This is a genomic window from Streptococcus sp. ELY_90 (genome assembly GCF_058314475.1).
In genome coordinates, this window is the sequence record NZ_JBZFUJ010000019.1 from 1 (window position 1) to 26736 (window position 26736).

At 42.9% G+C, this 26736-nt stretch carries 25 protein-coding genes and 2 pseudogenes; 5 read left to right on the plus strand and 22 right to left on the minus strand.

Annotated elements, in window-relative coordinates:
* The first annotated feature begins 130 nt into the window (after positions 1 to 130).
* The 3 genes from AC4HAF_RS09520 (at position 131) to AC4HAF_RS09530 (ending at position 3113) form a co-directional block, all read left to right on the plus strand.
* Complete coding sequence (locus AC4HAF_RS09520) at positions 131 to 1279, plus strand: replication initiation factor domain-containing protein (protein WP_491097568.1); 1149 nt, start codon at positions 131 to 133, stop codon at positions 1277 to 1279.
* 288 nt (positions 1280 to 1567) lie between these two features.
* Positions 1568 to 1828, plus strand: coding sequence for a helix-turn-helix domain-containing protein (locus AC4HAF_RS09525; RefSeq protein ID WP_491092185.1), 261 nt, complete (start codon positions 1568 to 1570; stop codon positions 1826 to 1828).
* Positions 1829 to 1895: 67 nt separating this feature from the next.
* Complete coding sequence (locus tag AC4HAF_RS09530; RefSeq protein WP_491097569.1) at positions 1896 to 3113, plus strand: site-specific integrase; 1218 nt, start codon at positions 1896 to 1898, stop codon at positions 3111 to 3113.
* A gap of 110 nt (positions 3114 to 3223) precedes the next feature.
* Here the strand turns inward: AC4HAF_RS09530 and rpsI are convergent, their stop codons facing one another.
* The 15 genes from rpsI to AC4HAF_RS09605 all read right to left on the minus strand — a co-directional run bounded on the left by rpsI (position 3224) and on the right by AC4HAF_RS09605 (position 17560).
* On the minus strand, positions 3224 to 3616 hold the full coding sequence (rpsI, locus tag AC4HAF_RS09535) for a 30S ribosomal protein S9 (RefSeq protein ID WP_491092187.1): 393 nt from the start codon (positions 3614 to 3616) through the stop codon (positions 3224 to 3226).
* 20 nt (positions 3617 to 3636) lie between these two features.
* Positions 3637 to 4083 carry a 50S ribosomal protein L13 gene (rplM, locus tag AC4HAF_RS09540; RefSeq protein WP_491092188.1) on the minus strand — a complete coding sequence of 149 codons (447 nt, stop codon included), beginning with the start codon at positions 4081 to 4083 and terminating at the stop codon, positions 3637 to 3639.
* Between the two features lie 302 nt (positions 4084 to 4385).
* Complete coding sequence (locus tag AC4HAF_RS09545) at positions 4386 to 4580, minus strand: helix-turn-helix transcriptional regulator (protein ID WP_491092189.1); 195 nt, start codon at positions 4578 to 4580, stop codon at positions 4386 to 4388.
* Positions 4577 to 5071, minus strand: a complete 495-nt coding sequence (locus AC4HAF_RS09550; RefSeq protein ID WP_491097570.1) for a hypothetical protein — start codon at positions 5069 to 5071, stop codon at positions 4577 to 4579. Before AC4HAF_RS09550 ends, AC4HAF_RS09545 begins: the two co-directional genes overlap by 4 nt.
* A gap of 133 nt (positions 5072 to 5204) precedes the next feature.
* The gene (locus AC4HAF_RS09555) at positions 5205 to 6065 is read right to left on the minus strand and encodes a DegV family protein (protein ID WP_491097571.1); all 861 of its coding nucleotides are present in this window, start codon (positions 6063 to 6065) and stop codon (positions 5205 to 5207) included.
* A 114-nt stretch (positions 6066 to 6179) separates the two neighbouring features.
* Complete coding sequence (gene rlmB / locus AC4HAF_RS09560; protein WP_491097572.1) at positions 6180 to 6920, minus strand: 23S rRNA (guanosine(2251)-2'-O)-methyltransferase RlmB; 741 nt, start codon at positions 6918 to 6920, stop codon at positions 6180 to 6182.
* Between the two features lie 172 nt (positions 6921 to 7092).
* Positions 7093 to 7500: a Mini-ribonuclease 3 gene (locus AC4HAF_RS09565; protein WP_491097573.1), complete on the minus strand. Its 408-nt coding sequence runs from the start codon at positions 7498 to 7500 to the stop codon at positions 7093 to 7095.
* Positions 7493 to 8836: a cysteine--tRNA ligase gene (cysS, locus tag AC4HAF_RS09570; protein ID WP_491097574.1), complete on the minus strand. Its 1344-nt coding sequence runs from the start codon at positions 8834 to 8836 to the stop codon at positions 7493 to 7495. Before cysS ends, AC4HAF_RS09565 begins: the two co-directional genes overlap by 8 nt.
* 11 nt (positions 8837 to 8847) lie before the next feature.
* The gene (locus AC4HAF_RS09575) at positions 8848 to 9024 is read right to left on the minus strand and encodes a hypothetical protein (RefSeq protein WP_491097575.1); all 177 of its coding nucleotides are present in this window, start codon (positions 9022 to 9024) and stop codon (positions 8848 to 8850) included.
* 52 nt (positions 9025 to 9076) lie between these two features.
* Positions 9077 to 9700 carry a serine O-acetyltransferase gene (gene cysE / locus AC4HAF_RS09580; RefSeq protein ID WP_491097576.1) on the minus strand — a complete coding sequence of 208 codons (624 nt, stop codon included), beginning with the start codon at positions 9698 to 9700 and terminating at the stop codon, positions 9077 to 9079.
* A gap of 17 nt (positions 9701 to 9717) precedes the next feature.
* Positions 9718 to 10458, minus strand: coding sequence for an SseB family protein (locus AC4HAF_RS09585; protein ID WP_491097577.1), 741 nt, complete (start codon positions 10456 to 10458; stop codon positions 9718 to 9720).
* Entirely contained in the window at positions 10448 to 12640 is a 2193-nt protein-coding gene (gene pnp / locus AC4HAF_RS09590; protein WP_491097578.1) for a polyribonucleotide nucleotidyltransferase, read from the minus strand. Before pnp ends, AC4HAF_RS09585 begins: the two co-directional genes overlap by 11 nt.
* A 406-nt stretch (positions 12641 to 13046) precedes the next feature.
* A complete protein-coding gene (rpsO, locus tag AC4HAF_RS09595) occupies positions 13047 to 13316 on the minus strand; it encodes a 30S ribosomal protein S15 (RefSeq protein ID WP_003090378.1) in 270 nt (89 codons plus the stop codon).
* A gap of 208 nt (positions 13317 to 13524) precedes the next feature.
* Complete coding sequence (adhE, locus tag AC4HAF_RS09600; RefSeq protein WP_491097579.1) at positions 13525 to 16194, minus strand: bifunctional acetaldehyde-CoA/alcohol dehydrogenase; 2670 nt, start codon at positions 16192 to 16194, stop codon at positions 13525 to 13527.
* A 190-nt stretch (positions 16195 to 16384) separates the two neighbouring features.
* A complete protein-coding gene (locus AC4HAF_RS09605) occupies positions 16385 to 17560 on the minus strand; it encodes an MFS transporter (RefSeq protein WP_491097580.1) in 1176 nt (391 codons plus the stop codon).
* A gap of 95 nt (positions 17561 to 17655) precedes the next feature.
* On the opposite strand from AC4HAF_RS09605, the gene AC4HAF_RS09610 reads away from it, so the two are divergent.
* Together AC4HAF_RS09610 and def are read left to right on the plus strand one after the other, a co-directional pair.
* Positions 17656 to 18303, plus strand: a complete 648-nt coding sequence (locus AC4HAF_RS09610; RefSeq protein ID WP_491097581.1) for a cyclic nucleotide-binding domain-containing protein — start codon at positions 17656 to 17658, stop codon at positions 18301 to 18303.
* A 73-nt stretch (positions 18304 to 18376) separates the two neighbouring features.
* The gene (gene def / locus AC4HAF_RS09615) at positions 18377 to 18991 is read left to right on the plus strand and encodes a peptide deformylase (protein WP_491097582.1); all 615 of its coding nucleotides are present in this window, start codon (positions 18377 to 18379) and stop codon (positions 18989 to 18991) included.
* A 119-nt stretch (positions 18992 to 19110) separates the two neighbouring features.
* Here def and lplA read toward each other — a convergent pair whose 3' ends face one another.
* From lplA to AC4HAF_RS09650, 7 genes and pseudogenes are all read right to left on the minus strand, one after another.
* Entirely contained in the window at positions 19111 to 20100 is a 990-nt protein-coding gene (gene lplA / locus AC4HAF_RS09620) for a lipoate--protein ligase (RefSeq protein WP_491097583.1), read from the minus strand.
* 95 nt (positions 20101 to 20195) lie between these two features.
* Positions 20196 to 21935 carry a dihydrolipoyl dehydrogenase gene (lpdA, locus tag AC4HAF_RS09625; protein ID WP_491097584.1) on the minus strand — a complete coding sequence of 580 codons (1740 nt, stop codon included), beginning with the start codon at positions 21933 to 21935 and terminating at the stop codon, positions 20196 to 20198.
* Positions 21936 to 22000: 65 nt separating this feature from the next.
* Positions 22001 to 23017: pseudogene (locus tag AC4HAF_RS09630) on the minus strand (dihydrolipoamide acetyltransferase); the annotation flags it as partial.
* 98 nt (positions 23018 to 23115) lie between these two features.
* Positions 23116 to 23368 (minus strand): annotated as a pseudogene (locus AC4HAF_RS09635) (biotin/lipoyl-containing protein); the annotation flags it as partial.
* A 248-nt stretch (positions 23369 to 23616) separates the two neighbouring features.
* On the minus strand, positions 23617 to 24618 hold the full coding sequence (locus AC4HAF_RS09640) for an alpha-ketoacid dehydrogenase subunit beta (RefSeq protein ID WP_491097585.1): 1002 nt from the start codon (positions 24616 to 24618) through the stop codon (positions 23617 to 23619).
* Positions 24619 to 24738: 120 nt separating this feature from the next.
* Positions 24739 to 25707, minus strand: a complete 969-nt coding sequence (locus tag AC4HAF_RS09645) for a thiamine pyrophosphate-dependent dehydrogenase E1 component subunit alpha (protein ID WP_491097586.1) — start codon at positions 25705 to 25707, stop codon at positions 24739 to 24741.
* 306 nt (positions 25708 to 26013) lie between these two features.
* Complete coding sequence (locus AC4HAF_RS09650; protein WP_491097587.1) at positions 26014 to 26442, minus strand: MarR family winged helix-turn-helix transcriptional regulator; 429 nt, start codon at positions 26440 to 26442, stop codon at positions 26014 to 26016.
* Positions 26443 to 26736: the final 294 nt, after the last annotated feature.

Consider the following 26736-nt stretch of genomic DNA (forward strand, 5'->3'; position numbering starts at 1 on the left):
GTGGTTAGAGCCTTTTCGAAATCGTCAAGCGATTGGAGAAGATTAACTAATCCACAGTGGCTTATTCCAAGTGTATCACTTGGGCTTTGGCAGTAGCTAACTGCACTAAATATAATATAAGGAGATACTTATGATAAACATAACCGTTGATCAAGTTACTTTAGTTGTATTTGATAATAATTCTAAGCACGGAAATATATCTTGGCAAGAGCGTGCTCAAAAAGATATTAAAACAATTATGTCTTTATCAAAACTTTCTGAGTTATATGATTTTAGCGATGAAAACGTAAAATTACGTCCAGGATATACACTCGGTCTCAATATAGACAATGCGACTTTTCAGTTATCAATTGCATATCATCCTGACAATCCTCAAATGGGGATCATCATATATTTCTCAGCTAAAGCATGGGATAACTATCAACAAGCCTTTCAAGAAAAGTTTGGCAAATCTATTAATGTCCACACTTTATTACAAGAGCTACAATTTTCTTCTCTCACTACAAGATTGAGTCGAATAGATATTTGTGTTGATTTTATCAACGAAAAAATCAATATCTCAAAGCTAAAGCGTTCCCTAGAAAGCGGACGGACAGAACTTAGGTACGGAAAATACAAAAACTCCGACAAAATAAGTATTCAACATATTGAAGAAGATAACCTGAAAAAGCCATATCCTAAAAACATTTCCCAAATTAATGATATTTCAAAGGATTTTAAGACAGAGACAATCTATCTCGGATCTCGTTCTAACAACAGTAAGGCTCTAGTACGTATTTATGATAAAAAAAGAGAATTGCAAGAACACAATATAAATAAAAAGGTAGAGAGTTGGATTCGATTTGAAGTTGAGTTTAAATCAACATTTGCACACCAGCTAACCTCAGCTCTCCTTGATTGTCAATCAGATAACGAGGCCAAAAATATTATGCTATCAGCTATCCTTGATAAATATCTATTTTTCTATACTAAATCTAACAGGATTCATAAAATATCAAAGTTAATGTTAGAACAACTTGAAAATGGTATATTTTCTTTTACTACACCAAAAATCACCGATAATAGCTTAGAAAAAAGTATTCAATATCTTATAAAAGGCTCTGGCTTGTTAGCAATCTTGTGGAAAGTTGACCAAATCTATGGACAGAGAAGCTCCCCAAAATTACTAGAATACTTTTACCGGATTTACACAAATACATTCAAGCCAAATAAAGACCATTTGAGTTGGTTTAATAAGTATCAACACGAGCTTAAAGGCACAAAAAAACCGTGGATTTAGTCCAGAAAAGGTAACTTATAAGATGTCCATAGGGAAAAATTATGATTATTTTAAAATAACAATATTGTATGTTTTCAACTTCATGAAACGATCGGTTCATGGAGCAGATTACAACATATAAAATTAAAAACGGATACCATAATAAAAAATAGAATTCATAAAAAAGGTTATCAATACCAACGACCAAGCCAATAATGATAACCCAAAACATTCACAAAAATAGTCAACAACTATTTCTGTTGTTGCTATTATCTCAAAACCTAAAGCAAGAGACAAGAGGTAAATAATATGCAAGTCATACTACCTGATGAGCAAATTCATCAAATTCAACTTTTAGTAGCTGATTTAATTAAACAAGAAGTCGAAATTAGATTAAATAATATTAATATTGTAAGCCCGTTTTTAAACAAACGACAAACCTGTCAATTTCTAGGCATCTCCAATAATACCCTTGATTCCTGGATTCAAATGGGGTTACCAGTAATTCGTGTTAACAAAACCGTACGTTTTGATAGGAACGAAGTTATTCGCTGGTTACAAAAGCAATAATATTTTGACCGTGATTTGATATAATAGAGCCACGGTATTTTCTAGCTCAATTCAAGAGGAGAATACTATGTCAATTACCAAAACCAAAAATGGAACTTATCGCTTACGTGTCTACATCCCAGAAGAAGTAAAATCTTCTCTTGGAATTGATAAAAAAGTGATTGAAAAACGTTTCAAATTAAGGAGTGAGGCTAAAAAATACGAACTTGATTTGCAAAACAAGATTGATAAAATTTTAAGCGGAGAATCTACCCCTTTAGAAACAAATGGTTCAATTCTCTTTGAAGATTTTTATCACAATATTTGGTGGGAATCCTATAAAGCAGGTCAAACAACATCTACTACAAAACCACCTTCACAAGCTACTATTGATGGTACTGAAATTGTCTTTAGAAAGCATATCCTGCCTTTACTTGGAAATTATTCTATTGATTTTCTCAATCAAAATAGACAAGTTGTTTTGAACCTATTAACCCAAAAAGCAGAAGAATATGCCAACTTCAAAGTCATCAGAAGCTACGTTAACTCTGTTTTTGATTGGGCTGAGGAATTGGAATATATCGAAACTAACCGTCTTTCCAAAACCATAAGCCATATCAAGGCAACTAAGAAAATCAAGTTAGAAGAAGCTAAAAATGATGAAAATTTGTATCTATCACAGGCAGAGCTTCAAGCATGGTTTACAGCGTTTGAGGAAGACTTGGAAAACGATAAACTCCTATTCAAGGACTATGTATTATTCTACACAACTTTTTTCTTAGGAGATAGGAAATCTGAAAGTTATGCCCTTCAATGGAAACATATCAACACTAAGAAGCAAGAAATTCAATTAGTGCAAGCCTTGGATAAATACAAAAATCCTAAGTCTACAAAGGGGAATAAGAAAACTACCTTTCAAATTCCTGTTGAATTAGCTGACTTACTTCAATCTTGGAAAAAGCAACAAAAAGCTGAACTAGCCAAATTTGGCATTATCCAATCTGATGAACAATATGTCTTTACGTATATCGACATGAAAGGCAATGTAAATAGTCTATTACATTCTGACTATCTTAACAATAAGATGAAGTCAGTTAACCGTCGTCATAAGAAGCTTACACACGCCACACCACACAAGTTACGCCATACTGGTGCAACTCTTGCCAAGCAAGCAGGAACATCACTAGAAGCCATTTCAGAAGCTCTGACACATAGCGACACTCTCACAACAAAAACTTATGTCAATACTTCTAATATTGTTCCTATGGCTGTTGGAGAAATCGCCTATCGCAATCTTAAAAAGTAATGGTGTGAATTTGGTGTGAAAAGTGGTGTGAATTTTGCTAAAAAGTATCAAAAAAACACCCCATGGTGTGAACCATGAAGTGCTTTGAAACGTTGATATAATCGTACTGATTAACGTTTTGAGAATTGTGAAGCTTTACGTGCTTTCTTAAGACCTGGTTTCTTACGTTCAACCATACGGGCGTCACGTGTCAGGAGACCGGCGCGTTTGAGAGAATCGCGGAAATCTGGATCAACTTCAAGAAGTGCGCGTGCGATACCATGACGGATTGCACCTGATTGGCCGGCATAACCGCCGCCGATAACGTTAACGAAAACATCGTATGAACCTTCAGTAGATGTTACTGCAAATGGTTGGTTGATAACGAGACGAAGGTCAGCGCGTGGGATGTATTCTTCGACATCTTTTTTATTTACTGTGATTTTTCCGGTACCTGGAACCAAGCGAACGCGTGCAACAGCGTTTTTACGGCGTCCAGTACCTGCATATTGTGCTTGTGCCATTATTTAGCTCTCCTTTCCTCTTAGATAAGACCTGTAATATCAAGTACTTCTGGCTGCTGTGCAGCATGTGTGTGCTCACTGCCTACGAATACTTTCAATTTCATACCTTGTGCGCGTCCAAGAGTGTTGTGCGGAAGCATTCCTTTAACTGATTTTTCAATCAAACGAACAGCATTTTTAGCACGCAGTTCACCTGCTGAGATTTGTTTCAATCCGCCTGGATACATTGAGTGAGTGTAGTAGATTTTATCAGTTGCTTTTTTACCTGTTAATTTCACTTTTTCAGCATTAACAACGATAACAAAGTCACCTGTGTCAGTGTGAGGTGTGAAAGTTGGTTTATTTTTTCCGCGAAGAACGCTGGCAACGACTGCTGAAAGACGTCCAAGAGGCACATCAGTAGCATCAACAACGTACCATTTACGTTCAACTTGGCCTGGTTTAGCCATAAATGTTGTTTTGTTCATGATTTCTCCTATACGAATCTTTATGTTTACAAGTAGTGGATGTTCCGGTCCACTGGTTATTTGAAGGGTTCCGGGGCCTTTCAAATGGGGTAAACAATACCGTCTTATATAATATCAAAAAATCAACCTCAAAGTCAAGGACTTTTTCTTGTAAATCATAAGTTTTTATCTTCGAAATCATCAACTGCAGTCTCTGTCAGGCTGCTCTGTCCGTCTTTATCCGGCAAAGCCTCTGTGCTCCTCCGGGGAAGCCGTTCTTTCTGACTTCTGAACCAGCAACATTTTATCAGGTACAGCAATTTTTACTCTTCCCAAAAAAGCTCATCCAAGGTCTTTCCCAGTACCTTGCATATCTTAATGCAGAGATTGATAGTGGGATTGTAATCTCCTTTTTCGATGGCTGACACAGTCTGACGCGATACGCCTACCAGATCCGCTAATGCTTGCTGAGACAGATCCTTTCCGGCACGCGCAGCCTTTAAGCGCAGGTTTTTCATGAATCAGCCTCCTCTTTGTCCAAGTGCCTCTTATAACATATAACACCTAAAATAATGACAAAGGCAACGAGAAGCAAAAGATGCATACCGCCATTTGCTGCTGAAAAGGTGCGACTCAGCATATTTTTTACAACCACGATTAACTCAATAATTGCCATGACGCTAAACAATCCGACCGACGCCATACCGCTATTCTTATTCATCGGAAAATAAGCGTCATGCAAAACAGCATAAGAAACATAGATCACAATACCAACCAGCATAATAAGCAAAGCCAGCAGGCCCCCAGTGATGACTTTCATAAGTTCCTCGCTCCAGATTACAGCAAAGGCACTTGTCAATATCATACCGTATGCTGCATAACGATAGCCTCTGTTTTGCAGAAGCTCTTGACGTTCATCATAATCCTGCGCTTTTTGGGAACGTCTATAACTTAAAACCAAAGAAGCAACGACTACAGCGATAAAAAGCAGTGTAATTAAGGTAATCATGAGTTTTTCCTCCTTTTCTTTTTACACCTATATTGTAGTCTTTAATTTTCTTTTTGTCAAGTATATTTTACATTTTATCTGAAATAACATGCAAAAAGACAAGCAAATATACTTTGCTTGTCTGCTGTTGCTGCTATCTCGGATTATTTCCAATGGTAAAGACGGCTAATGTGTTCGGACCGACATGGGCTGAAATAACAGGCCCTAAAGGCAGTATCAGGACGTTTTTTATGGTTTCATTTTCCAACAGCTGTGCTTTTAAACTCTCTGCAGCTTCAATATCAGTAGAATAGGCGACAACTGCCGTTTCATGTCCAAGGTCAGCGGTTGCTCGTTTGACCATTTCTCTCATGCCCTTTTTGCGGCCGCGCAGTTTTGCCAGCGGTACTAACTTCCCGCTGGGATTCAGCCATAATAAAGGCTTAATATTGACAAGACTTCCGACAAGAGCAGATGTTTTAGACAATCGGCCGCCGCGCATCAAATGGTAGAGATCATCGACTAAAAAGAAAGTATGCAAAAGCGGCGCCGTATCAAGCACGAGCTGTTTGGTCTCTTGCAGTGAACGCCCTTGATCCCGTGCCTGAGCAGCCAGCATCACTAAATAGCCTTCACCGCCGGCTGCTGCCAAGGTGTCAACCACTTCGATAACGGCTTCTGGGTATTCTTCCAAAACAATATCACGCGCCATCAGTGCCGACTGACAGGTTCCTGATAAGACCGATGAAAAAGCCACGTAAAGCACGGCTTCTCCTTTTTCAGCTGATTGACGAAAGACTGATTCAAACTGTCCCACATTAACCTGACTGGTTGTTGGTTTGCTGCCTGCTGCCATTCTTTCCAGCAAAATTTCACTGGTCAGGCGGTCGGGTCCCACTGTCTCATAAGTAACATCGTCCAGCTGAACTGTCAAACCCAGAATCTGAACATCATTTTCCTGAGCCCAGCTTTCCGATAAATCGGCGGTAGAATCTGTGATAATTGCAAAGCTCATGCTTAACCTCCTAAAACTTATCATTCATCATTAAACTCATTTTTTAAATTATTACCAGCTATTATAGCAAAAGAATTTGCAGCAGGCGAAAAGAGCAGCTCAACTGCTCAAAACCTACAAACGATTTCTAAAGACTTCATACATCAAAATGGCCGCTGCAACACTGGCGTTGAGACTCTGCACATGGCCATTCATAGGGATAGTAACCATCTCATCTACTTGTTTTTTGATGTTTTGAGAAATGCCTTTACCTTCATTGCCAATAATAAGCGCCAGTTTGCCTGCCGTATTCCACTTATGCGACGGCGTACCATTCATATCGGTGCCAAAAATCCAAAATCCCTGTTCTTTAAGCTTATCAAGGGTTCGGCTGAGATTGGTTACACGGGCAATAGGCACATGTTCCGCTGCACCGGTCGATGTCTTGGCAACGACTGGTGTCACACCGACTGCCCGATGTTTGGGGATAACGACCCCACAGACATTGGTTGCGTCGGCTGTTCGCAGAATAGAGCCGAAATTATGAGGGTCTGTCAGTCCGTCCAAGATAAGGATAAGCGGATTGTCTTCTTGCTCTGCTCTTTTCAAAACAGCATCAAGCTCAGCGTAGGCAAACTCGGAAACGCGCAGAACAAAACCCTGGTGGACGGCACCGTCTGTCATCTCTGACAGTGTTTTCTTGGGCGTCCAAGAGATTGATACTTTCTTTTCGGCTGCTAAAGTCTTGATTCTATCAACATTCTTTCCGCGCAGGTCATCCTGAATGTAAAGCTTATTGCCGGTATTAGCCTTAAGACTTTCAGTCACTGCGTGAACACCGTAGACGATGTCGGTTACTTCTTGTTTTTGTTTCATAGCTCTATTATAACAGAAAAACAGCTCTCCGGTGAGAACTGTTTTTATTCACAGCAGATTAGCTTTTGCAGCCGCTGCAAGTTAAGCAAACAAATGGCGGAGCTGAGCAAATGGCTATTTAGTCTCCTGTATTCAAATCTGAACGCAAGCTTTTTTAAGTCAGTACAAAGCTTTAGTTTTTGCACTTATTTTTTTCAACTGTCTCAATACACCAGTCAATCAGCTCTTCCAGCCGTTTGATTTGCTCGGTCATATGGAGGTAACCCATGACAGCTTCAAAGCCTGTGGACATCTTATAGGTTATGATATCGGTATTTTTAGCTTTGGTGTTGGCGTTGGCATTTCGTCCGCGCCGGTAAATGTCTTCTTCTTTTTCGGTCAAAAGCCCTGCATCCAGCATTTTCGTGATGAGCATGGCCTGTGCCTTGGCAGATACATAATGCGTAGCCAGGCGGTGCAGTTGACTGGGCTTAGTTTGGCCTTGAAATATCAAGTGCCGGCGAATGTAGGTCGAATAGACAGCATCACCCTCAAATGCTAAGGCAATACCGTTGATGAGACTGACATCTGTCTTAGTCACGTGTCCACCTCACACCATCCTTGGTGTCAAGGAGCTTAATGCCTTGGGCTGCCAGCTCATCGCGAATGCGGTCAGCTGTAGCAAAATCTTTATTGGCACGCGCAGCCTGACGTTCTTTAATCAGCTTTTCAATATCTGCGTCCAAGACTTCTTCTTCAAAGATAATACCAAAAACTTCCAGCATTTTTGCAAAAGCTTCCTTGACTGTGCTGTCGTAATTGCCTGAATTGATCCACTTAGCCATCTCAAAAATGACAGTGATCCCATTGGCTGTGTTGAAATCATCATCCATAGCGGCAGTAAAGTCTGTGGTAAACTGCTCCAAAGCAGCTTGATCAGCAGTTCCTCCGACAGGCAGGGTATAGGTGTTTTTCAGATATTTCAAATTAGTTTCGGCATCATGAACAGCCTTGTCAGTAAAATTGATTGGCTTACGATAGTGCTGCGTTGCCAAAAAGAAACGCAAAACCTGGCCATCTACAGTCTTTAGAAGATCATGGACCGTCACAAAATTGCCAAGAGATTTGGACATTTTTTCATCATTTACATTGACAAAGCCATTATGCATCCAGTAGTTGGCAAAGGGCTGTCCTGTCTTAGCTTCTGACTGGGCAATTTCATTGGTATGGTGGGGAAATTCCAGATCAGCACCGCCTCCGTGAATATCAATGGTATCGCCTAAAATCGCTGTTGCCATTACTGAACACTCGATATGCCAGCCCGGACGGCCCTTGCCCCAAGGACTGTCCCAAGAAACTTCTCCTGCTTTGGCTGACTTCCAAAGGGCAAAATCCAGCGGATCTTCCTTCAGTTCACTGTCAGTATCCACGCGGCCGCTGGCGCCGATTTCCAATTCCTCTAAGGTCTTATTGGCCAGAGCTGCATAATGCTCAGACTTGCGAACCCGAAAATAGACGTCTCCTGCTGCTTCATAGGCAAAACCTTTATCTACTAAAACCTGAACAAAGTCGATGATTTCATCCATATAATCAATAACACGCGGATTTGCCGTCGCTGGTTTAACACCAAGAGCCGCAACATCTTCCTTGAAAGCCGCAATAAATTTATCAGACAGTTCTTTGGTTGTCATGCCGGCTTGTGCAGCTGCCTTGATAATTTTATCATCCACATCTGTAAAATTCGACACATAGTTGACCGTGTAACCGCGGTATTCAAAATAGCGGCGAATGGTATCAAAAGCCACTGCACTTCTGGCATTGCCGATATGAATATAGTTATAAACTGTCGGACCGCAGACATACATGTTTACTGTGTTCTTATGAATAGGCACAAATTCGCGCAGGCTGCGCGTCATGGTATCGTAAATTTTAATCATAGATTCCCCAATCATTTCTTCGGAGTGTTTTTTATATTACTGTAAAGCATAATTATCCACACAAAGGTAATACAGCTCCACAGCAGTGCACCTGAGTGATTGCCTGAAAAGAGCTGCATCACAGCAACTATCGCAGACAGGATAATAACCAATACATACAGCCGATTTTTCTTTAAAAATGCAGTCATCTTTTAACTCCTTGTAAATCTTTCTGTCTTCAGATTTATGAAAGCCCTATTCCTATAAGCGTGATGAGTGCAGACTGGCCTCGCGCAGTTCTTCCAGTTTAGAAGTGTAGTATTTAGACTCACGCTCTTCTTCAATTTGATGAATAACCTGCTCGTCTTTTTTGCCATGTACGCGGACGACCTTAGCCGGAACGCCGACAACTGTTACATCTGACGGCACATCAGAAACAACAACGGCAGCAGCGCCTACCTTCGCATTTTTGCCGATTTCAACCGGACCGATCACTTGAGCATGAGCCGATATAAGAGCTCCCTCGCGGACCGTTGGATGGCGTTTGCCGACATCCTTACCCGTGCCGCCAAGGGTCACCCCGTGATAGAGCATAACGCCTTTTTCAACAACAGCCGTTTCACCAATGACCAGACCTGAACCGTGGTCAATAAAGACACCCTCAGCCACTTCTGCCCCTGGGTGAATCTCAATCTGCGTCCAAAAGCGCCAAAACTGGCTGTGCATCCGTGCCAGTAACTTCATATGATGTTTCCACAGAAAATGAGAGAGCCGGTGAGCAGCTAAGGCCTTAACACCCGGGTAGGTCAAAAGAACCTCAAGCGATGTCCGTGCCGCCGGATCTTTTTCTTTGACAATATCAATGGTTTCTTTCCACCAACCCATATCCGTCTCCTTTGTCTCTAATCCATGCCAGACCATTCGACAACAATCTGCTTATCATCAAATGGATTAATGACCACACCCAGAGCTGCTGCCTCGGTGTTTGAATCCTGAATATCAGCTACCTTCCAAGTCATGACAACTCCCTGTGCTTCCCTGAAGGGAAGACCGAATTCCTTGTCGTGGTACCATTTAACAAAGCTCGGCAGGTTAGAAAAAATCGGCACATAGCTTTCTCCGTCAGGATTGGACATGGTCGGAAAGCCCTTATCAAAGTCTCCGTTTTCTTTAGGGTGAATAAAGGCCGGCACCAGATAATATTTATCCAAAATATCTGCTGCTTGGTTTTCTTCACTAAAGACCGTATTAAGAATGGCCGTATAGTTATTGATAAACTGTACCATCTCATTGCTTTTGAAGATGGTAGAATTGCCAAAATCGCCTGTGCGCTTAATGTTATAGACAATACCGTTTAAACGGTTGACAATAACTTCTTCTAAAACTTCCAGACTCGGACGCTCCACCCAGTTTTGTTTTCTGGCACTGGTCTGCTGCGCTCTGAAGAGTTTTAAATCTTCCATATCTGTAAAAACAGGTGTCACCTTCTGCCCTTCAAGCGAGATAGCATAGGGCTGATCGCTTGCCAATACAGGGAAGGAATGAAGACTGTTGACCAGAGTTAAGCTGTTTAAAAAATTATCCGGTTCCTTGATAAAGCTTCTTAAAGCCATATCAAGTTCTTTGTTAAATTTATGCATCATGTTTTTCTTCTTTATCCTTATGGTCTTTTCTCGGACGGTGATGCCCTTCAGACTTATGGTGCCCGGCGGTTTTTTCTGCTTTAGGCGGCCGCGGAAGAAGAGCTTTCATAGAAGCATCTACCCGTCCCTTGTCATCTATCTTGATAACCTTAACAGTGACCGTATCTCCTATCGCCAATACATCTTCGACCTTATTGGTCCGGCTCCAGGCAATCTCAGAAATGTGAACAAGAGCATCTGTCTGGTCAAACAGATTGACAAAGGCACCGAATTTTTCGATACGAACAACCTTTGCTTCGTAAACCTCACCGACCTTTGCTTCACGCACTAAGTTCTTGATAATTTCCTTAGCACGATTGATCGCGTCTTGATCACTGGAGTAGATAGCGACATTGCCTTCGTCGTCAATGTCAATTTTCACGCCGGTTTCTTCAATGATTTTATCAATTGTTTCACCGCCCTTGCCGATGACAATCTTAATTTTATCAACATCAATCTTAATAGTATCAATTTTAGGTGCAGTCGGAGCCAATTCCGGACGAGGTTCAGGAATGGTTGCTTCAATTAAATCAAGGATCTCAAAGCGAGCTTTTTTAGCCTGCGCCAGAGCTTCCTGCAAAATTTGCGGGGTAATGCCGGCAATCTTGATATCCATCTGCAAAGCGGTAATCCCTTCACGGGTTCCGGCAACCTTGAAGTCCATATCGCCAAAGTGATCCTCAAGACCTTGAATATCTGTCAAGACAGTATAGTTAGTACCGTCTGAAATAAGCCCCATAGCAATTCCGGCAACCGGTGCCTTAATCGGAACACCACCAGCCATCAAGGCCAGAGTTCCCGCGCAGATAGAAGCTTGAGAGGATGATCCGTTTGACTCCAAAACTTCTGCTACCAAACGAATAGCGTAAGGGAATTCTTCGAGGCTTGGAAGCACTTGGGCAAGCGCACGCTCACCCAGAGCCCCGTGTCCGATTTCACGGCGGCCCGGTGCGCCATAGCGTCCCGTTTCACCGACAGAATACTGCGGGAAATTGTAATGGTGCATAAAGCGCTTCTTATACTCCGGATCAAGACCGTCAACAATTTGTGTTTCACCCATCGGTGCCAGTGTCAAGACGGACAGAGCCTGAGTCTGACCGCGTGTGAAAAGACCTGAACCGTGCACCTGCGGCAGAAAATCAATTTCGGCATCGAGCGGACGAATTTCATCCACACGCCGGCCGTCAGGACGAACCTTGTCTTCGGTGATGAGGCGGCGCACTTCTGCATGTTCCATCTGCTCGAGAATCTCTGCAACGTCACGCATGATGCGGTCGTAGTCGTCATCGTCTGCATAGCGCCCCTCGTATTCAGCCGTTACACGCTCTTTGACAGCTTCTGTGGCTGCTTCACGCGCTTTTTTCTCTTCGACCTGAACAGCCTGCTGGAGTTCTGTGTTATAGTTGGCAATGATTTCTGCCTGTAAATCACTGTCCACCTGAAGCAGTTCAACCTCAGCGTTTTCCTTGCCGACTGCCGCTGTGATTTCTTCTTGGAAAGCAATCAGCTCACGCACAGCCTCATGCCCTTTAAGAAGAGCTTCCAGCATAATATCTTCTGATAATTCTTTGGCACCGGATTCAACCATATTGATGGCTTCCTTGGTTCCTGCTACTGTTAATTCTAACAGTGACGCTTCTTTTTGAGCAGCGGTCGGATTGATGATGTATTCACCATCAATGTAAGCTACCTGAACTCCGGCAATTGGTCCATTAAAAGGAATATCCGAGATTGAAAGAGCCAATGAAGACCCAAACATAGCTGCCATTGGCGCGCTAGCATCTTCGTCGTAAGAAAGAACAGTATTAATCACCTGAATTTCATTGCGGAAGCCTTCAGCAAACATCGGACGGATTGGACGGTCAATAAGACGGGCGGTTAAGGTTGCATCCGTTGACGGACGGCCTTCTCGCTTGTTAAAACCGCCGGGAATTTTCCCAGCCGCATACATTTTTTCTTCATAGTTGACTTGCAGCGGGAAAAAGTCCCCTGTTGACATTTTTTTAGACATAACAGCAGCTGTAAGGACCGTTGAATTCCCATAACGGATAACAGCAGCGCCGTTGGCTTGTTTAGCAACCTGACCGATTTCAACCACTAACTTTTTACCAGCAAAGACTGTTTCAAACACTTGTTTCGACATTATTTTCTCCTGAAAAATTATTCTACGTGTTTTCCACAAAATTGAGGGAGTAAGTCCAGTTAAACGGTCAGCAGGCTGTTTTATTTCCCGAAGCTGACAAAGCCTGCCGCTTAAATCACTCGGCCGCCTTGTAATCAGCCTTGAAACCAGGCCGAACTTACTGCTTCAACTTTGCACAAAACCACGTATCTCGTCTATTTTAACATATTTTCCAAGAAAAGAAAAAGAGGAGAAATGGCTTTTTATTGGTTTGGAGCGGAAATTCGTTTGCCCTCTTCCTTTGCAAGATTGCCTTACGGTGCAGTCACTTGACTCACTGGCAGTTTAATGTAGGATAACAAAAGCAGCCCGCTGAAACTAATTTTTCAGCGGGCTGCTTTTTAAAATGTTTTCGGACGCCTTTAGATTAACGGCGAAGTCCGAGTGAGCTGATAAGATCACGGTAACGGTTAACATCTGTACGGCGAAGGTAAGCCAAGAGGTTACGACGGTGACCGATTTTCTTCATCAAACCACGGTAAGTAGCATGGTCTTTTTTATGCTGTTTAATGTGTTCGTTGAGGTGGTTGATTTCCCAAGTAAGGACAGCAACTTGCACTTCTACAGAACCAGTATCGCCTTCATGACGAGCATACTGAGCGATAATTTCATTTTTTTTCTCTTTTGAGATTGCCATAGTATATTCTCCTTCTGAATCCTTAATCCGAGTGCTAGGTTTTGGCAAGTCCTAGAACCAAGAAAAGGTTACTTGTCTTTAAGACAGTTATTATTCTAGCAAATTCACCACATCAAGTCAAACATCTTTCATGATTTCCAAGAAAAAACAGCCAACCCATACATTAAGTACAGGTTGGCCGGGATTAAATTAGAGGTATCAAAATTGATTAGAACATATCAATCAAGAGTTGTTTGAGTTCTGCAATGTATGGCTGACGTGGGTTAGCCGGTGTACATTGATCATCGTATGCCAAGCTTGCCAAGCGGTCAACAGCTGCCTCAAAGGCTTTCTTAGTGACACCGTTTGCTGAGAGTTTTGGCTCAACGCCTACTGCGTGCATCAATTTATCAATGCGTGCGCAGAGTGCTTCGACAAGTTCTGCATCATCTTTGCCTTTAAGACCAAGAGCGCGAGCGATATCAGCGTAGTCACGCTGTGCACGGTATTCTTCATAACGTGGGTAAACAGAACGTTTGACATTTCCTGCTACGCCATTGTAACGGATAACGTGCTGCATAGCGATTGAGATAGCAAGACCGTGCGGAAGTCCGAATTCACCACCAGTCTTGTGAGCCAGTGAGTGGTTAATTCCGAGGAAGGCATTACCGAAGGCCATACCAGCAAGCGTTGAAGCATAGTGCATGTTTTCTTTGGCTTGTTCACCGCGAAGCGTTGGATTCTTAGGATCATAGTTGTAAGCATCTTCCAAGTTTTCGATAATCAACTTGATAGCTTCAAGTGACCAAGGACGTGTGAAGTCAGATGCCATAACAGATACATAAGATTCAAGGGCGTGTGATAATGCGTCAAGACCTGACCAAGCTGCTGTACGTTTTGGCACAGTCATAACAAACTCTGGGTCAACGATAGCGACTTGCGGTGTTAATTCATAGTCAGCAAGCGGGTATTTCACGTGTGTGAAGTCATCCGTGATAACGGCGAACGGCGTTACTTCTGCACCTGTACCTGATGTTGTTGGAATACAGAAGAGACGAGTTGCTGTTTGGTGTTTGAATTTCACGATACGTTTACGGATATCAATGAATTTTTGTTGCAATTCAAGGAAGAATTCACTGACATTTTCGTAAGCATCAAGCCAGCCTTCTTCGCGGTCAAGAGACACTTCGTAGATCAAGCGGGCAATCTTAGAGGCATCAATAGCGGAACCACCACCGATAGCAATAACGGTATCAGGCTTGAAGTCACGCATTTGTTTAGCAATTTCAATGGTTTGACCAAGCGTTGGATCTGGTTTGATAGTGCCGTAAAGTGATGTCACCACTTTTTCATCACGAAGTGCTAATTGTGCATAAACCGTATCAACGAAGCCAAATTGAACCATACCTGGGTCAGCAACGATGAGGGCGCGTGTCATTGGTTCATAGGCATCTTGCAGGTAAGAAATAGCGTTCTTTTCGTAGTAAGTTTTTTCTGGCAAACGAATCCATTGAGGACGGTTGCGGCGTTTCGCAACAGTTTTCACGTTCAAGAGGTCGCCAGTAGATAGATTGTGTGACAATGAATTTTTCCCCCATGATCCTGTTCCAAGTGTTAAGCTGGCTTGCAATGCATCTGTATACACATCACCAATACCACCGACTGAGTCTGGTTGGTTAACCAAGATACGAGATGAGTTAAGGGCATCGCCGTATTCAGCAACGAATGGGTCAGCTTGTGAACCAATTTGGATAGCACAGTTGTGACCGGCTCCTTGATAATCAAGCAAAGCGCCTACAATGTCAATACCGTCTTGACGGTCTTTAGCTTTGTAAACTGAAAGGAGCGGAGAAAGTTTTTCTGAAGACAGCTTTTCACCGATATTTTTCTTGTCAAGTTCGAACAAGAGAACATCTTTGCCTTCCGGCAGTTTCACACCGGCTTGCTCACAGATCCACTGAGCGGACATTCCGGCAACCGGTCCGTTAACTCCGTGGTTATCATTGAAAACAAAATCTTCAAATTTCTTATAGTCTTTTTTCGGAACCAGATAAGCTCCTTTGTCCTGCATTTTTTGAAGCCATTCCTTGTAGATTGGTGCTTCAACAACAGCTGAGTTTTCAGTCGCACAAATCATACCGTTGTCAAAACGTTTTGACAGCAGAAGGTCTTCAACTGCACGGTCAAGGTGAGCAGTCGCATCAACGTAAACCGCACCGTTACCGGCACCAACACCCATTGACGGGTTACCGGATTTAAGGGCTGCATTAACCATACCAGGTCCGCCGGTAGCAAGGATTGAAGCAATGCCTTTATTAGAAATCAAAGCACCTGTATTTGCGATAGATGGTGTTTCAATCCATTGAACAATATTTTCAGGAGCTCCGGCTTTAACTGCTGCATCGTACAAGATTTGAGCAGCATGAGCAGAACATTTTTGTGCTGCCGGGTGGAAAGCAAACACGATAGCGTTACGTGTTTTCAATGCCACCAGAATTTTGAACATTGTAGTTGATGTTGGATTGGTTGTTGGTACAATACCGGCCAAAACACCAAGCGGTGCTGCAATTTGAATACTGCCGGCAACTTTGTCTTCACCGATAATCCCAACAGTCTTTTCATTTTTAATGCGTTCATAAACATATTCTGTTGCAAAGTGATTTTTAGTATCTTTATCTTCGACAATTCCGCGGCCGGTTTCTTCATAAGCTTCTTTGGCTAATTCTAAGGACGCTTCAGAACCGGCAAGTGCCATGGCAGCAACTATTTTATCCACCTTTTCTTGTGTATAAGTCGCATAAATTTTTTCAGCTTCAAGCGCTTTTTCAACGAGTGAGTTTGTGTACTGCTGTGCAGCTTCTTCAGCAGTCAGCTCTTCTGTGTTTGCTTTTTTTGCCATTCGACAATTCCTCCCAAATAAATAATAGTTGGTAAATAGTAATAAAGAAGAAAGATACCTTTTGTGATTTTCTTCACTTGTTATTGTAATCCTTTTCAGGAAAAAAAGCAAGCTTTTTTGTGAATTTTTTCTCAAATTTTTTAAAAATTTTTATTTTGCTCTTTTCGAAGCCTGCTAAAAAGCCCCGGAATCAGTTTCCGGAGCGTCTAGACCAAACTTTGTTATATGCCAGAAGGACAAAGCCCAAAGCAAAACTTGAAACAGCAAAGATTAAAAAGGCAGCATTCAAACGCGGACTGATTTGCGCCAAGAACTGCAGAACAAGCGAAGCACAGCCTCCGCCAAGGTTGCAGCCAATCAGCACCAGTGTAGTTGCTGCTGTCAGCTGATGGCGAGGAATGCGTTCTGAAATTTTATGGAACACCAAGGTCACGCCTAAACTGTAAACAAAACCGGTAATCAAGGCCCCAAGCCCCAAAAGCCATAACTGCTGAGCCTGCCAAAGCAGCAAGAGACCCACTCCTAACACGAAAAGCACCAAAGGCATCAAATAATCTTTGAGCCAACTGAGCAAAAAACTAAACAGAGTCCCCGCTAAAATTCCCATCAGCATCATCAAACTTAAAATCAAACTGGCTTGGGCAGCTGTTCCTAAATGCAGCTTATCAACCAAAATCGGAATACGCAGGGTATTGGCGGAATTCACCAAAATGACAAAGCTGGCATAAAAAGCCATTCCTAAAATATAGAGCAGCTGATGCGGTGTCAAGCTGTCCTTGTGATCTTTCCTGATGACTGTTGTTTCTTTCTCTTCCTCTCTCTGCGGGACAAACAAGAGATATAAAGCTAAAATGAGCAGGCCAAAACCATAAACCAAAAAGGCAGCTGACCACGAATACTCCAGCAGCTGACCGGCTAAAAAGGTCAGAACTGCTGATCCCAAAACTTCCATGGAACCTCTGAGTCCCAGCATTTGCACGCGCGTTTTCCCCGAAAACCGTTCACTGATAATATTAATGGCACGCGCATTGATCAAGCCGATTCCAAATCCCAAAAGCAGACGGGACAGAAAGACGACTCCATAAACCTGAACAAAAACCGGTAAAATACCTCCCAGAGAAAGAAGCGACAGCCCTAAAATAACACTCAAACGCTCTGACAGCAGGCGGCCCAGCCAAGGGTTTAGCAGCAGAGTTGCTAAGATAGCAAAAGATGATACGGATAAAAGCAGCTCGACTTGGGCGCTGCTGTACCCTTGCTCTTGGTAAAAAGCCACCATTTTAGGCAGGGCGGGGGCGACCGCAAAAGTCGACACCAGCATTAAAGACAGTGATAAAAGGCTGGCCTTTTCCAAAAAGTGTTTCATGAAAACTCCTTAAACTTGTTTTTTCTTGTAAATAGAGTATAATCAAACTTAGCAAAGAAAAATATGACATATGTCATAAATAGGGAGAACAAAGCGTGAAAGCCTTAACCGATTGGATTCAAGAGTTCCAGCTGGAAAATATTTTTCCTGCCCATTATTTTGAAAAGCTGCAGGTCAAATCGTTTTCTGCCGGGCAAAGCATCTGCCAGCAGGGGCAAGACTTGCAGGCCCTATCCTATTTTGTCCAAGGAAAAATCAAAATTGTTCGCCGTCTCTTTAACGGCAAAGAGCATATCTTAGATATTCAGGATAAGCCCACCATTATCGGTGATATTGAATTTTTAACAGACCAGCAGACCGTGTCTTCTGTTATCGCTCTTGAGCAGTCCTGGGTCATTCAGCTGCCGCTTGAAGCTAATAAGGACACGCTGCTTAAAGATCCGCTTTTTCTTTTGAAATTGGGTCAGGGTCTGGCTCAGGCTCTCTATCAGCAGAATATCCGTGCTTCAACCAACCTTTCCTATACCGTTAAGGAACGTCTGGCCAGTCACATTTTAGCTGTCCAAAAAGATGGCAGGTTTTGCTTGGAATTGAGCACTCTGGCAGATTCATTCGGTGTCAGCTACCGCCATTTGCTGCGTGTCATTGGAGAATTTATTGCCTTAGGACTGATCCGCAGGCAAAAACCTTATTATCATATTGTTGATTCTAAGCAGCTGAGCCGGTGGCAAATCAAGGAATAAAGGAATTCTTCTAACTTTATTTATCCCGTATTTTGTGCTATATTTAACTTATTGTAAGAACAAGGAGAAAAGAATGTCTACTATAGAAAAACTCACTCGAGCCAGTCATTTGATTGATATGGATGATATTATCCGCGAAGGCAATCCAACTCTTCGCGCTGTTGCCCAAGATGTTACTTTCCCTTTAGCCGATGAGGACATTATTCTGGGTGAAAAAATGCTGCAGTTTCTGAAAAACTCACAAGATCCTGCAACTGCTGAAAAAATGGGGCTGCGCGGCGGTGTCGGCTTGGCAGCCCCCCAGTTGGATATTTCAAAACGCATTATCGCAGTTCTCGTTCCCAACCCTGAAGACAAGGACGGAAATCCTCCCAAAGAAGCTTACGCCTTGGAAGAGGTCATGTATAACCCTCGGGTTATCGCCCACTCTGTTCAGGATGCTGCTCTGGCTGACGGCGAAGGCTGCCTGTCAGTTGACCGGGTCGTCGAAGGCTACGTAATCCGCCATTCCCGTGTGACTATTGAGTATTATGATAAAGACGGCAACAAACAGAAAATTAAGCTCAAAGGCTTTAACTCAATTGTCGTGCAGCATGAAATTGATCACACCAACGGTATCATGTTTTATGACCATATCAATGAAAAGAATCCTTTTGAAACTAAGGAAAATCTGCTGCTTATTGACTGAGACAAGAACACCATCTAATCGTAAAAGAGAGCGAAACAATTATTGTTTCGCTCTCTTTTTAACTGTTATTAAAACTGCTGAGGCTGTATAGTCACCATATCTCTAAAAAGACTGCTCAATTAAGCCACAATCGCTTTGGCAACTTCTTCCGTTGTCATGCGGCTGAAGTATTTGCTGATATCAATCGTTTTGAGCCTCTCTAAGACATCTTTATACTCATAGCGGCTGCCTACTAGGAGCTTTTCAATATCTGAGACATCACCGATACCAAAGAAATCTCCGTAAATTTTAATAGATTTAATCAAAGATTTCTCAACATTGGCATAGGCGGTAATTTTTCCGGCAGGATAGCGGACACTGCGCTTAATCGTATATTCCGGCGCTGCCCCGTAAATCCAATCCCAGTTGCCGAACTGCTCTTTTTCAGACTCCCTGATGCGCTCCAGCTCAGCTTCTGAAAATTCATACTCTGTCATATCCGGATTTTCTTCTTTAACTTGTTCAAGAAGGGCATCGCGGAAAGCCAGCACATCCATTTTCTGAGGCAGCTCATCATTAATATTTGTCACCCGAGCTCGGACAGATTTGATGCCTTTAGATTCAATCTTATCCTTGCTTACTTTAAGGGCATCTGCTAAAACAGACGTATCAACATCAAACATCAGGCAGCCATGGTGCATCATTCGCCCTTTGTAATAAGCCTGAGCGTTGCCGCAGAATTTTTTCCCGTCAATTTCAAGGTCATTGCGGCCGGTAAATTCAGCTTTTACCCCTAATTTGGCCAGAGTATCAATAACAGGTTTTGAAAAAGTCTTGAAATCAAAAGCTCCCTCATCTGCCTTATTTGAAATAATCGTATAATTGAGATTGTTAAGGTCATGATAGACAGCTCCGCCGCCCGATAAACGGCGAACAACATGAATGCCGTGAGCATCGGTGTATTCCTTGTTAATCTCTTCGATAGCATTCTGATGCTTGCCGATAACAATCGTCGGCTCATTAATCCAAAGAATGAAAATTTCATCTTCATCCAGCATTTCCCTAAAAGCATAGGCCTCTAAAGCAATATTAAAAGCCGGGTTATTCGAATGACTGACAATATACTTCATTGTTTCTCCCAAAAATTATTTAAAAGGGGATAGCTGTACTAGACTAACTTCTATTTCATCTATCCCCATCAGATATCATTTAAATGTCTCAATAATCAGCGGCGCTTGGGCGGATTGTGAACGGCTTCGCCCAAAACATCGGCAAAGGCTTCATACATGTTTTCTGAGAAGGTCGGATGGCCATGGATGGACTGAACCACTTCATCAACTGTCAGCTCATTTTCCATGATGGTTGATGCTTCGTTAATCAATTCTGCTGCAGCCGGACCAATGATGTGAACGCCGAGAATTTCATGGTATTTAGCATCGGCAATGACCTTAACAAATCCCTGAGCTTCGTTTGATGCGATAGCACGGCCGTTACCTGCAAAGCTTGATTTCCCAATCAGCACATCACCATATTTAGCCCGCGCATCTTCTTCGGTAATACCGCACATAGCTACCTCTGGATGAGTATAAACTGCTGCTGGTGTAAAGGCAAGATTGGCCTTGCGAGTGTTGCCGTGCAGGGCATTTTCAGCAGCTACTTCTCCCATGCGGTAAGCGGCGTGGGCCAGCATCTTAGTGCCGTTAACATCTCCGGGAGCATAGATTCCAGGAATAGACGTTTCTTGGTAGTCATCCACTTTAATGCGTCCGCGTTCCATTTCCAGATCAAGCTTTTCAAGGCCCTTCATTTGCGGTACACGTCCGATTGAAAGCAGCGCTTTTTCAGCCACAACTTCTTCGCCGTTATTTAGTTTCAGCGTCAGTTGGTTATTGGCTTCAACAATTTCTTCCACACCGACAGATGTTTTAATGGTCATGCCCTTCTTAGCCAAAATCTTTTGCAGCTCAAGAGAAACTTCCTTATCCATAGCAGGAATAATGCGGTCAGCCATTTCAATAACGGTAACGTCAACACCGTATGATGCCCAGACAAGTCCAAGCTCAATACCGACAACACCGCCGCCCATAACAGCCAGAGACTTAGGAATTTCACGCAGATCAAGAATATCATCTGAAGTCAAAACAAGCGGTGAATCAATGCCCGGAATATTGATGCGCGACACTTTAGAGCCGGTTGCTAAAATAATATTATGGCCTTTGATCGTTTCAGAACCGATTGTCACTGTTTTATCCGGATTAACTTGTCCAAGACCGTTGAAAATAGCAACTTTATTAGCTCTCAGCAAACCATTAACTCCGCTGGTTAAGGTTTTGACAACTGTGTTTTTGAAATCCACAGTCTTATCCATATCGATAGTATAGTTGGTGGAGGCAAAATTGATACCGCGGCCGGCTGCAATCTTAATACCATCAAGAATTTCAGCATTCTTCAGATAAGTCTTAGTTGGGATACATCCCTTATTCAGGCAAACGCCGCCAAATTCTGATTTTTCGACGATGGCCACCTTGCCTCCCAGCTGTGCACCCCGAATAGCTGCATAATAACCGGCAGGGCCGCCGCCGACAACAATAATATCATACTCATCATCAGCCAGCGGTGCCCTTTGGGCAACTGCTTGTTCGGCCGGTGCCTCAGGAACTTCAAGACCGGCTGCCTTTAGATCATCGGCAGAAGCTGCCGGAGCTGCACCCGTTTCAACCACTTCACCGGCTGCACCGATGTAGCCGATGACTTCTGTTACCGGAACGACTTCGCCGTTGCCTTTGACGATTTTTACCAATACGCCTGAGTCTTCCGCTTCGATTTCCATATTTGTCTTATCAGACATGATTTCAAGAAGGATATCTCCTTCTTTGACCTCATCCCCTTCTTGTTTTTTCCACTCGATGATTTCACCTTCCTGCATGTCAACACCGAGCTTTGGCATAATGATTTCAAGTGCCATTTTTTTCTCCTTTTAAACTCTATAATAAGATCGTTTACCTGTTTGTACTTACCATTTTACAACTATTAGATAAGCAGCTCAAATGGATTTTCCATCAATTTTTTAAGATCAACCATGAACTTGGCCCCGTTCATGCCATCAACAAGGCGGTGGTCAATAGTCAAGCACATAGCCATAATCGGCCGCACAGCAATTTCACCGTCAACAACTGTCGGCGTTGGAACCGTTGCACCGACACCCAGAATGGCTGAGTTCGGCTGATTGATAATCGGATTGAAGGTCTTGGTGCCAAACATTCCTAAGTTTGTGATTGAGAATGTTGAACCGGACATTTCAGCCGCTTTTAGTTTGCCGGTCTGTGCTTTTTTGATGATATCCTTTGATGCCACAACGAAGTCTGACAGGCTCATCTGATCAGCCCCGTGAACAACCGGCACAAGAAGTCCCTCATCAAGACCGACTGCAATACCCAGATTGACAAATTTGTGCAGTTCAATTTCTGTCGCATCGTTAATCAAAGAAGCATTGAGATAACGGTGTTCAGGTTTCATCAGCGTTTTAACAACTGCCATACCGATGAGATCCGTAAAGCTGACTTTCAAACCGGTTTTTTCCATGATAGGCTCAATCAGTTTTTTCCGCAGAGCAATCATTTCTGTCATATCAATATCATAATTGAGGGTGAAAGTCGGTGCCGTCAGATAAGAATTAACCATACTTTTAGCAACTGCTTTGCGCATGGCTGACATCTTAATAATTTCAACACCTTCCGGCAGCTCAGCTGCAGCTGGAGCCGCAGGAACCTCAGTCTTCTCTTGGGCTGGCTGACTGCTTTCAAGAACGGCCAGAACATCTTCCTTGACGATCTTCCCGCCAAAGCCGGTCGCTGTTATGTCAGCAAGATCTATTCCCTTGTCTTCAGCTATTTTACGAGCCAGCGGTGTTGCCTTAGGCTGGGCAGCCTTAAAGTCTTCAACATCGTCTTCATGAACACGGCCATTTGCACCTGTGCCTGAAACTTGGCTGAGATCAACTTTCAGCTCACGCGCAGCTCTGCGCGCTGCGGGAGTGGCCCGCACTTTTGTAGCGCTTTGAGAAGCAGCCGGTCGGCTTAAAGCCGGCTTATCTGCAGCTTGTTCTGCCGTTTGAGACGAAGCCGGCTGAGCCGCTGCCTCCTTAACATCAACCACTTCACCGGCTGCACCGATGTAACCGATGACTTCTGTTACCGGAACGACTTCGCCGTTGCCTTTGACGATTTTTACCAATACGCCTGAGTCTTCCGCTTCGATTTCCATATTTGTCTTATCAGACATGATTTCAAGAAGGATATCTCCTTCTTTGACCTCATCGCCTTCTTGTTTTTTCCACTCGATGATTTCGCCTTCCTGCATGTCAACACCGAGCTTTGGCATAATGATTTCAACTGCCATTTCTTTCCCTTCCTTTATAAAATCGAGATTGGGACAGAGCTGTTCCAATTCTTATTTTATTGCTTTTACATGTATAAACTGCGCAATTTCAAGACTTCTGCGTCTTATTCAGGTAAAGCATTGCGGCAGTCTTATAATTAGTGCCGGCAGTGAACTGAATCACTCCCGACAGTCAAACAGATTTTGGCATTTAGACAAGAATAAGGCAGTCACCTGCTCTTATTCTTCTTTTCTGAATCATATTATTATCAGCCTCTGCCTTTGCGAACCTGCTTGTAAATAGCTGTCTTAATTTTTTCTACATCCGGTAAAATCGCATTTTCAAGAACATTGGAATACGGAACCGGCACATCTTCTGAAGCAAGGCGGACAATTGGTGCATCCAGATAGTCAAAGGCTTCGCTTTCAGTAATGACAGTTGCAATTTCGCCAATAAAACCGCCTGTCTTATAAGCATCGTTGACCAAGATAACTTTACCGGTCTTTTTGACAGAATTAATAATCAAATCTTTATCAAGCGGAATTAACGTTCTGGGATCTACTACTTCAACACTGATTCCTTCAGCTGCAACCTCTTCTGCTGCCTTGAGTACGCGTTCCAGCATACGGCCGTAAGATACAATGGTAACATCGCTTCCTTCACGTTTTATATCTCCCTTGCCAAGCGGAATGTAGAAATCAGGATCCAGATTAACCTCTTCTTTCTTTCCGTAAAGCGCCTTGGGCTCCATGAAAATAACGATATTATTATCGCGAATAGAAGATTTTAACAAAGCTTTGCTGTCATCGACTGTTCCCGGTGCAACTACTTTGATTCCCGGAATATGTGTCAGCCAAGCTTCCAGAGACTGTGAGTGCTGAGCTGCTGATCCGATTCCTGATCCTGAAGCCACACGGAAAGTGACAGGCGTTTTCAGACCGCCGCCAAACATATAATTGGCCTTAGCCCCTTGATTGACAATGGCATCCATAGCAATCGTGATAAAATCCATGAAGGTCAAATCTACAATAGGGCGAAGACCTGTCTGGGCCGCACCGACCGCGGAGCCTGCAATCGCAGCTTCTGAAATCGGGGTGTCTTTAACACGCTTTTCTCCAAACTCAGCCAGCATACCGACAGAAGTACCGAAGTCCCCGCCATAAACACCGACATCTTCTCCCATCAGAAAAATTTTATCGTCTTTGCGCATCTCCTCGCTCATGGCAAGGTTAATCGCTTCGCGCAAAGCCATTACTTTTGTTTCAGTCATTTAAATTCTCTCCTCTATCAAAACATAAACTGCTCTTTTCCAACTACAGAGCAAAAGGGGCAAAAACACTGCCCTGCCTATCAACTGCTACAGTTCTCAGACTGTTTTTGACAAGATCGCTTAATCTACCCAGACATCTTCAAAAGCAACTGAAAGATCCGGATCCGGGCTGTCTTGGGCAAACTTAACAGCTTCTTCAATTTCTTCAGCGACCTCTGCCTCAATGGCATCGAGCTCTTCATCGGTAGCAATTTTATTGTCTGTCAGATAAGTACGGTATTTTTTCAGAGGATCCTTAGCCTTCCAAGCGTCCACTTCTTCTTTGGTACGGTAAGCACCGGCATCAGCTGTCGAGTGCCCGAACCAGCGGTAAGACTCAACTTCAACGATAGCCGGACCGTTTCCTGCCCGAACATAATCGATTACTTCGTGCATCTTTTCATAAACAGCAATAACGTCGTTTCCGTCTTCAACATAATAGCCCGGAATACCATAAGCATCTGCACGCAGGTAAAGGTGGGGAATCTTAGTGGAATAATTAATATCAGTTGAGATTCCGTAACGGTTATTGATGATAAAGAAAATCACCGGCAGATTCCAGACTGAAGCCAGATTGACAGATTCATGAAAGGAACCTTCATTGGTTGCAGAATCACCTGAAAAGGCAATCACGATATTGCCTGTTTCTTCATACTGCTGGGTCAAGGCTGCACCGACTGCCAAAGCATAGCCGCCGCCGACAATCCCATTAGTTCCGTAGTTGCCTTTTTCAAGGTTGGCTAAGTGCATTGAACCTCCGCGGCCTTTAGAAGAGCCTGTTGCCTTGCCGGCCAGCTCTGCAAAAAGCGAAGGAATATCAATTCCTTTGGCAATCGTCTGACCATGTCCGCGGTGATTGGAAAAGATAATATCCTGATCTGTCAGATCGGCAATAGCGCCGACCGAAGCAGCCTCTTCTCCGACTGAAAAGTGAGTCATCCCTTGGACAAAACCGCGGCGTACAAGTTTATTAAGTTTCATATCAACATCGCGGATGCGCTGCATTTTTAGAAACATATCCAAATATTGCTCTTTAGACAAAGTCACCATAATAACCTCCAAATTTCTTTCTTACTCTTCTATCATAGACTAAAATTTCACAAACTGCAAGAATTTTAACCGCTTTCTACGCCTAAAACAATGGTTTTTCTGTGTTCTTAATTATTTATTTCACAAACTTTACAAAGCCTTTCAAGACACTGCTTTCAGCACTGTTTCTGTATTCTTTGCTAAGGGCAGTTTACACGAAGCGACAATGAATAGAATTTTCTTTGACACAGAATTTCTATAAAGCTCAATTTATCACTAAATAGTAGTAATGAAGAACAATTATCCGCTTCATAGCGGCTGCTTTTCTTAGAGATTTTTAAATTTTTTCAGCAGATCAATTAAAATCAACTGTTCCTCCTGGCTCATGACCGAAAAGGATCTTTCTACCAGAGCAATATGTTCAGGCAGAGCCTTCTGAATCAGCTGCCTGCCATCCTCAGTCAGGCCAACAACCCACGCGCGCCTGTCCTTTGGATCAGGCTTACGGTAAATCCAGCCATTGCGTTCCATATTTTTGATAACGACCGTCATATTGCCGGACGTTGCCAGTATAGAAGAAATCAAGCGGCTGATTGTCATTTCTCCTTTGGCATACAAAACATCCAAAACTGCAAACTGTGTCGGTGTCAGGCCGTTATCTTTATAACTCGGAGCAACTTGGGCATCAATTGTCCGCATCGCCTTTCGAAAAACAACCATGGCCTTGACTGCAGGATTTTTATCTAACTCACCCATACAACTCCCTTTCTGTGCCAAGTATGTCTTTTTATTTTACTAATAATTAGTGTTATTAGCAAGAAGGATTTTCTGCTTTTACTCACTCTCTCTTTCATTCTCTCAGAAAACACCTTGTTCATAAAATTCAGCTGTCTATAACAAAAAAACCGGAATATTTTTATTCCGGTTTCAGACTGAAGACAAACTTCTTTTTGGAGGTTTGTCTTTTTTTAAAATTCTCCAGAAAGTATGTCCTGAGGTGACAATAACTAAGGCATTTACTTGAATTTGACCAAAATAAAAAGGCCTTCC

Excerpts from the sequence above, each read along its gene's own strand:
- AC4HAF_RS09525 (WP_491092185.1), top strand. The coding sequence starts at position 1,568 with ATGCAAGTCATACTACCTGATGAGCAAATTCATCAAATTCAACTTTTA.
- AC4HAF_RS09650 (WP_491097587.1), bottom strand. The coding sequence starts at position 26,442 with ATGGGTGAGTTAGATAAAAATCCTGCAGTCAAGGCCATGGTTGTTTTT.
- rplM (WP_491092188.1), bottom strand. The coding sequence starts at position 4,083 with ATGAACAAAACAACATTTATGGCTAAACCAGGCCAAGTTGAACGTAAA.
- AC4HAF_RS09545 (WP_491092189.1), bottom strand. The coding sequence starts at position 4,580 with ATGAAAAACCTGCGCTTAAAGGCTGCGCGTGCCGGAAAGGATCTGTCT.
- AC4HAF_RS09555 (WP_491097571.1), bottom strand. The coding sequence starts at position 6,065 with ATGAGCTTTGCAATTATCACAGATTCTACCGCCGATTTATCGGAAAGC.
- AC4HAF_RS09530 (WP_491097569.1), top strand. The coding sequence starts at position 1,896 with ATGTCAATTACCAAAACCAAAAATGGAACTTATCGCTTACGTGTCTAC.
- AC4HAF_RS09520 (WP_491097568.1), top strand. The coding sequence starts at position 131 with ATGATAAACATAACCGTTGATCAAGTTACTTTAGTTGTATTTGATAAT.
- AC4HAF_RS09605 (WP_491097580.1), bottom strand. The coding sequence starts at position 17,560 with ATGAAACACTTTTTGGAAAAGGCCAGCCTTTTATCACTGTCTTTAATG.
- rlmB (WP_491097572.1), bottom strand. The coding sequence starts at position 6,920 with ATGAAACAAAAACAAGAAGTAACCGACATCGTCTACGGTGTTCACGCA.
- lplA (WP_491097583.1), bottom strand. The coding sequence starts at position 20,100 with ATGAAGTATATTGTCAGTCATTCGAATAACCCGGCTTTTAATATTGCT.
- AC4HAF_RS09575 (WP_491097575.1), bottom strand. The coding sequence starts at position 9,024 with ATGACTGCATTTTTAAAGAAAAATCGGCTGTATGTATTGGTTATTATC.
- AC4HAF_RS09645 (WP_491097586.1), bottom strand. The coding sequence starts at position 25,707 with ATGGTGACTTTGTCTAAAGAGCAATATTTGGATATGTTTCTAAAAATG.
- pnp (WP_491097578.1), bottom strand. The coding sequence starts at position 12,640 with ATGTCGAAACAAGTGTTTGAAACAGTCTTTGCTGGTAAAAAGTTAGTG.
- def (WP_491097582.1), top strand. The coding sequence starts at position 18,377 with ATGTCTACTATAGAAAAACTCACTCGAGCCAGTCATTTGATTGATATG.
- adhE (WP_491097579.1), bottom strand. The coding sequence starts at position 16,194 with ATGGCAAAAAAAGCAAACACAGAAGAGCTGACTGCTGAAGAAGCTGCA.
- AC4HAF_RS09550 (WP_491097570.1), bottom strand. The coding sequence starts at position 5,071 with ATGATTACCTTAATTACACTGCTTTTTATCGCTGTAGTCGTTGCTTCT.
- cysS (WP_491097574.1), bottom strand. The coding sequence starts at position 8,836 with ATGATTAAAATTTACGATACCATGACGCGCAGCCTGCGCGAATTTGTG.
- cysE (WP_491097576.1), bottom strand. The coding sequence starts at position 9,700 with ATGGGTTGGTGGAAAGAAACCATTGATATTGTCAAAGAAAAAGATCCG.
- rpsO (WP_003090378.1), bottom strand. The coding sequence starts at position 13,316 with ATGGCAATCTCAAAAGAGAAAAAAAATGAAATTATCGCTCAGTATGCT.
- rpsI (WP_491092187.1), bottom strand. The coding sequence starts at position 3,616 with ATGGCACAAGCACAATATGCAGGTACTGGACGCCGTAAAAACGCTGTT.
- AC4HAF_RS09585 (WP_491097577.1), bottom strand. The coding sequence starts at position 10,458 with ATGATGCATAAATTTAACAAAGAACTTGATATGGCTTTAAGAAGCTTT.
- lpdA (WP_491097584.1), bottom strand. The coding sequence starts at position 21,935 with ATGGCACTTGAAATCATTATGCCAAAGCTCGGTGTTGACATGCAGGAA.
- AC4HAF_RS09640 (WP_491097585.1), bottom strand. The coding sequence starts at position 24,618 with ATGACTGAAACAAAAGTAATGGCTTTGCGCGAAGCGATTAACCTTGCC.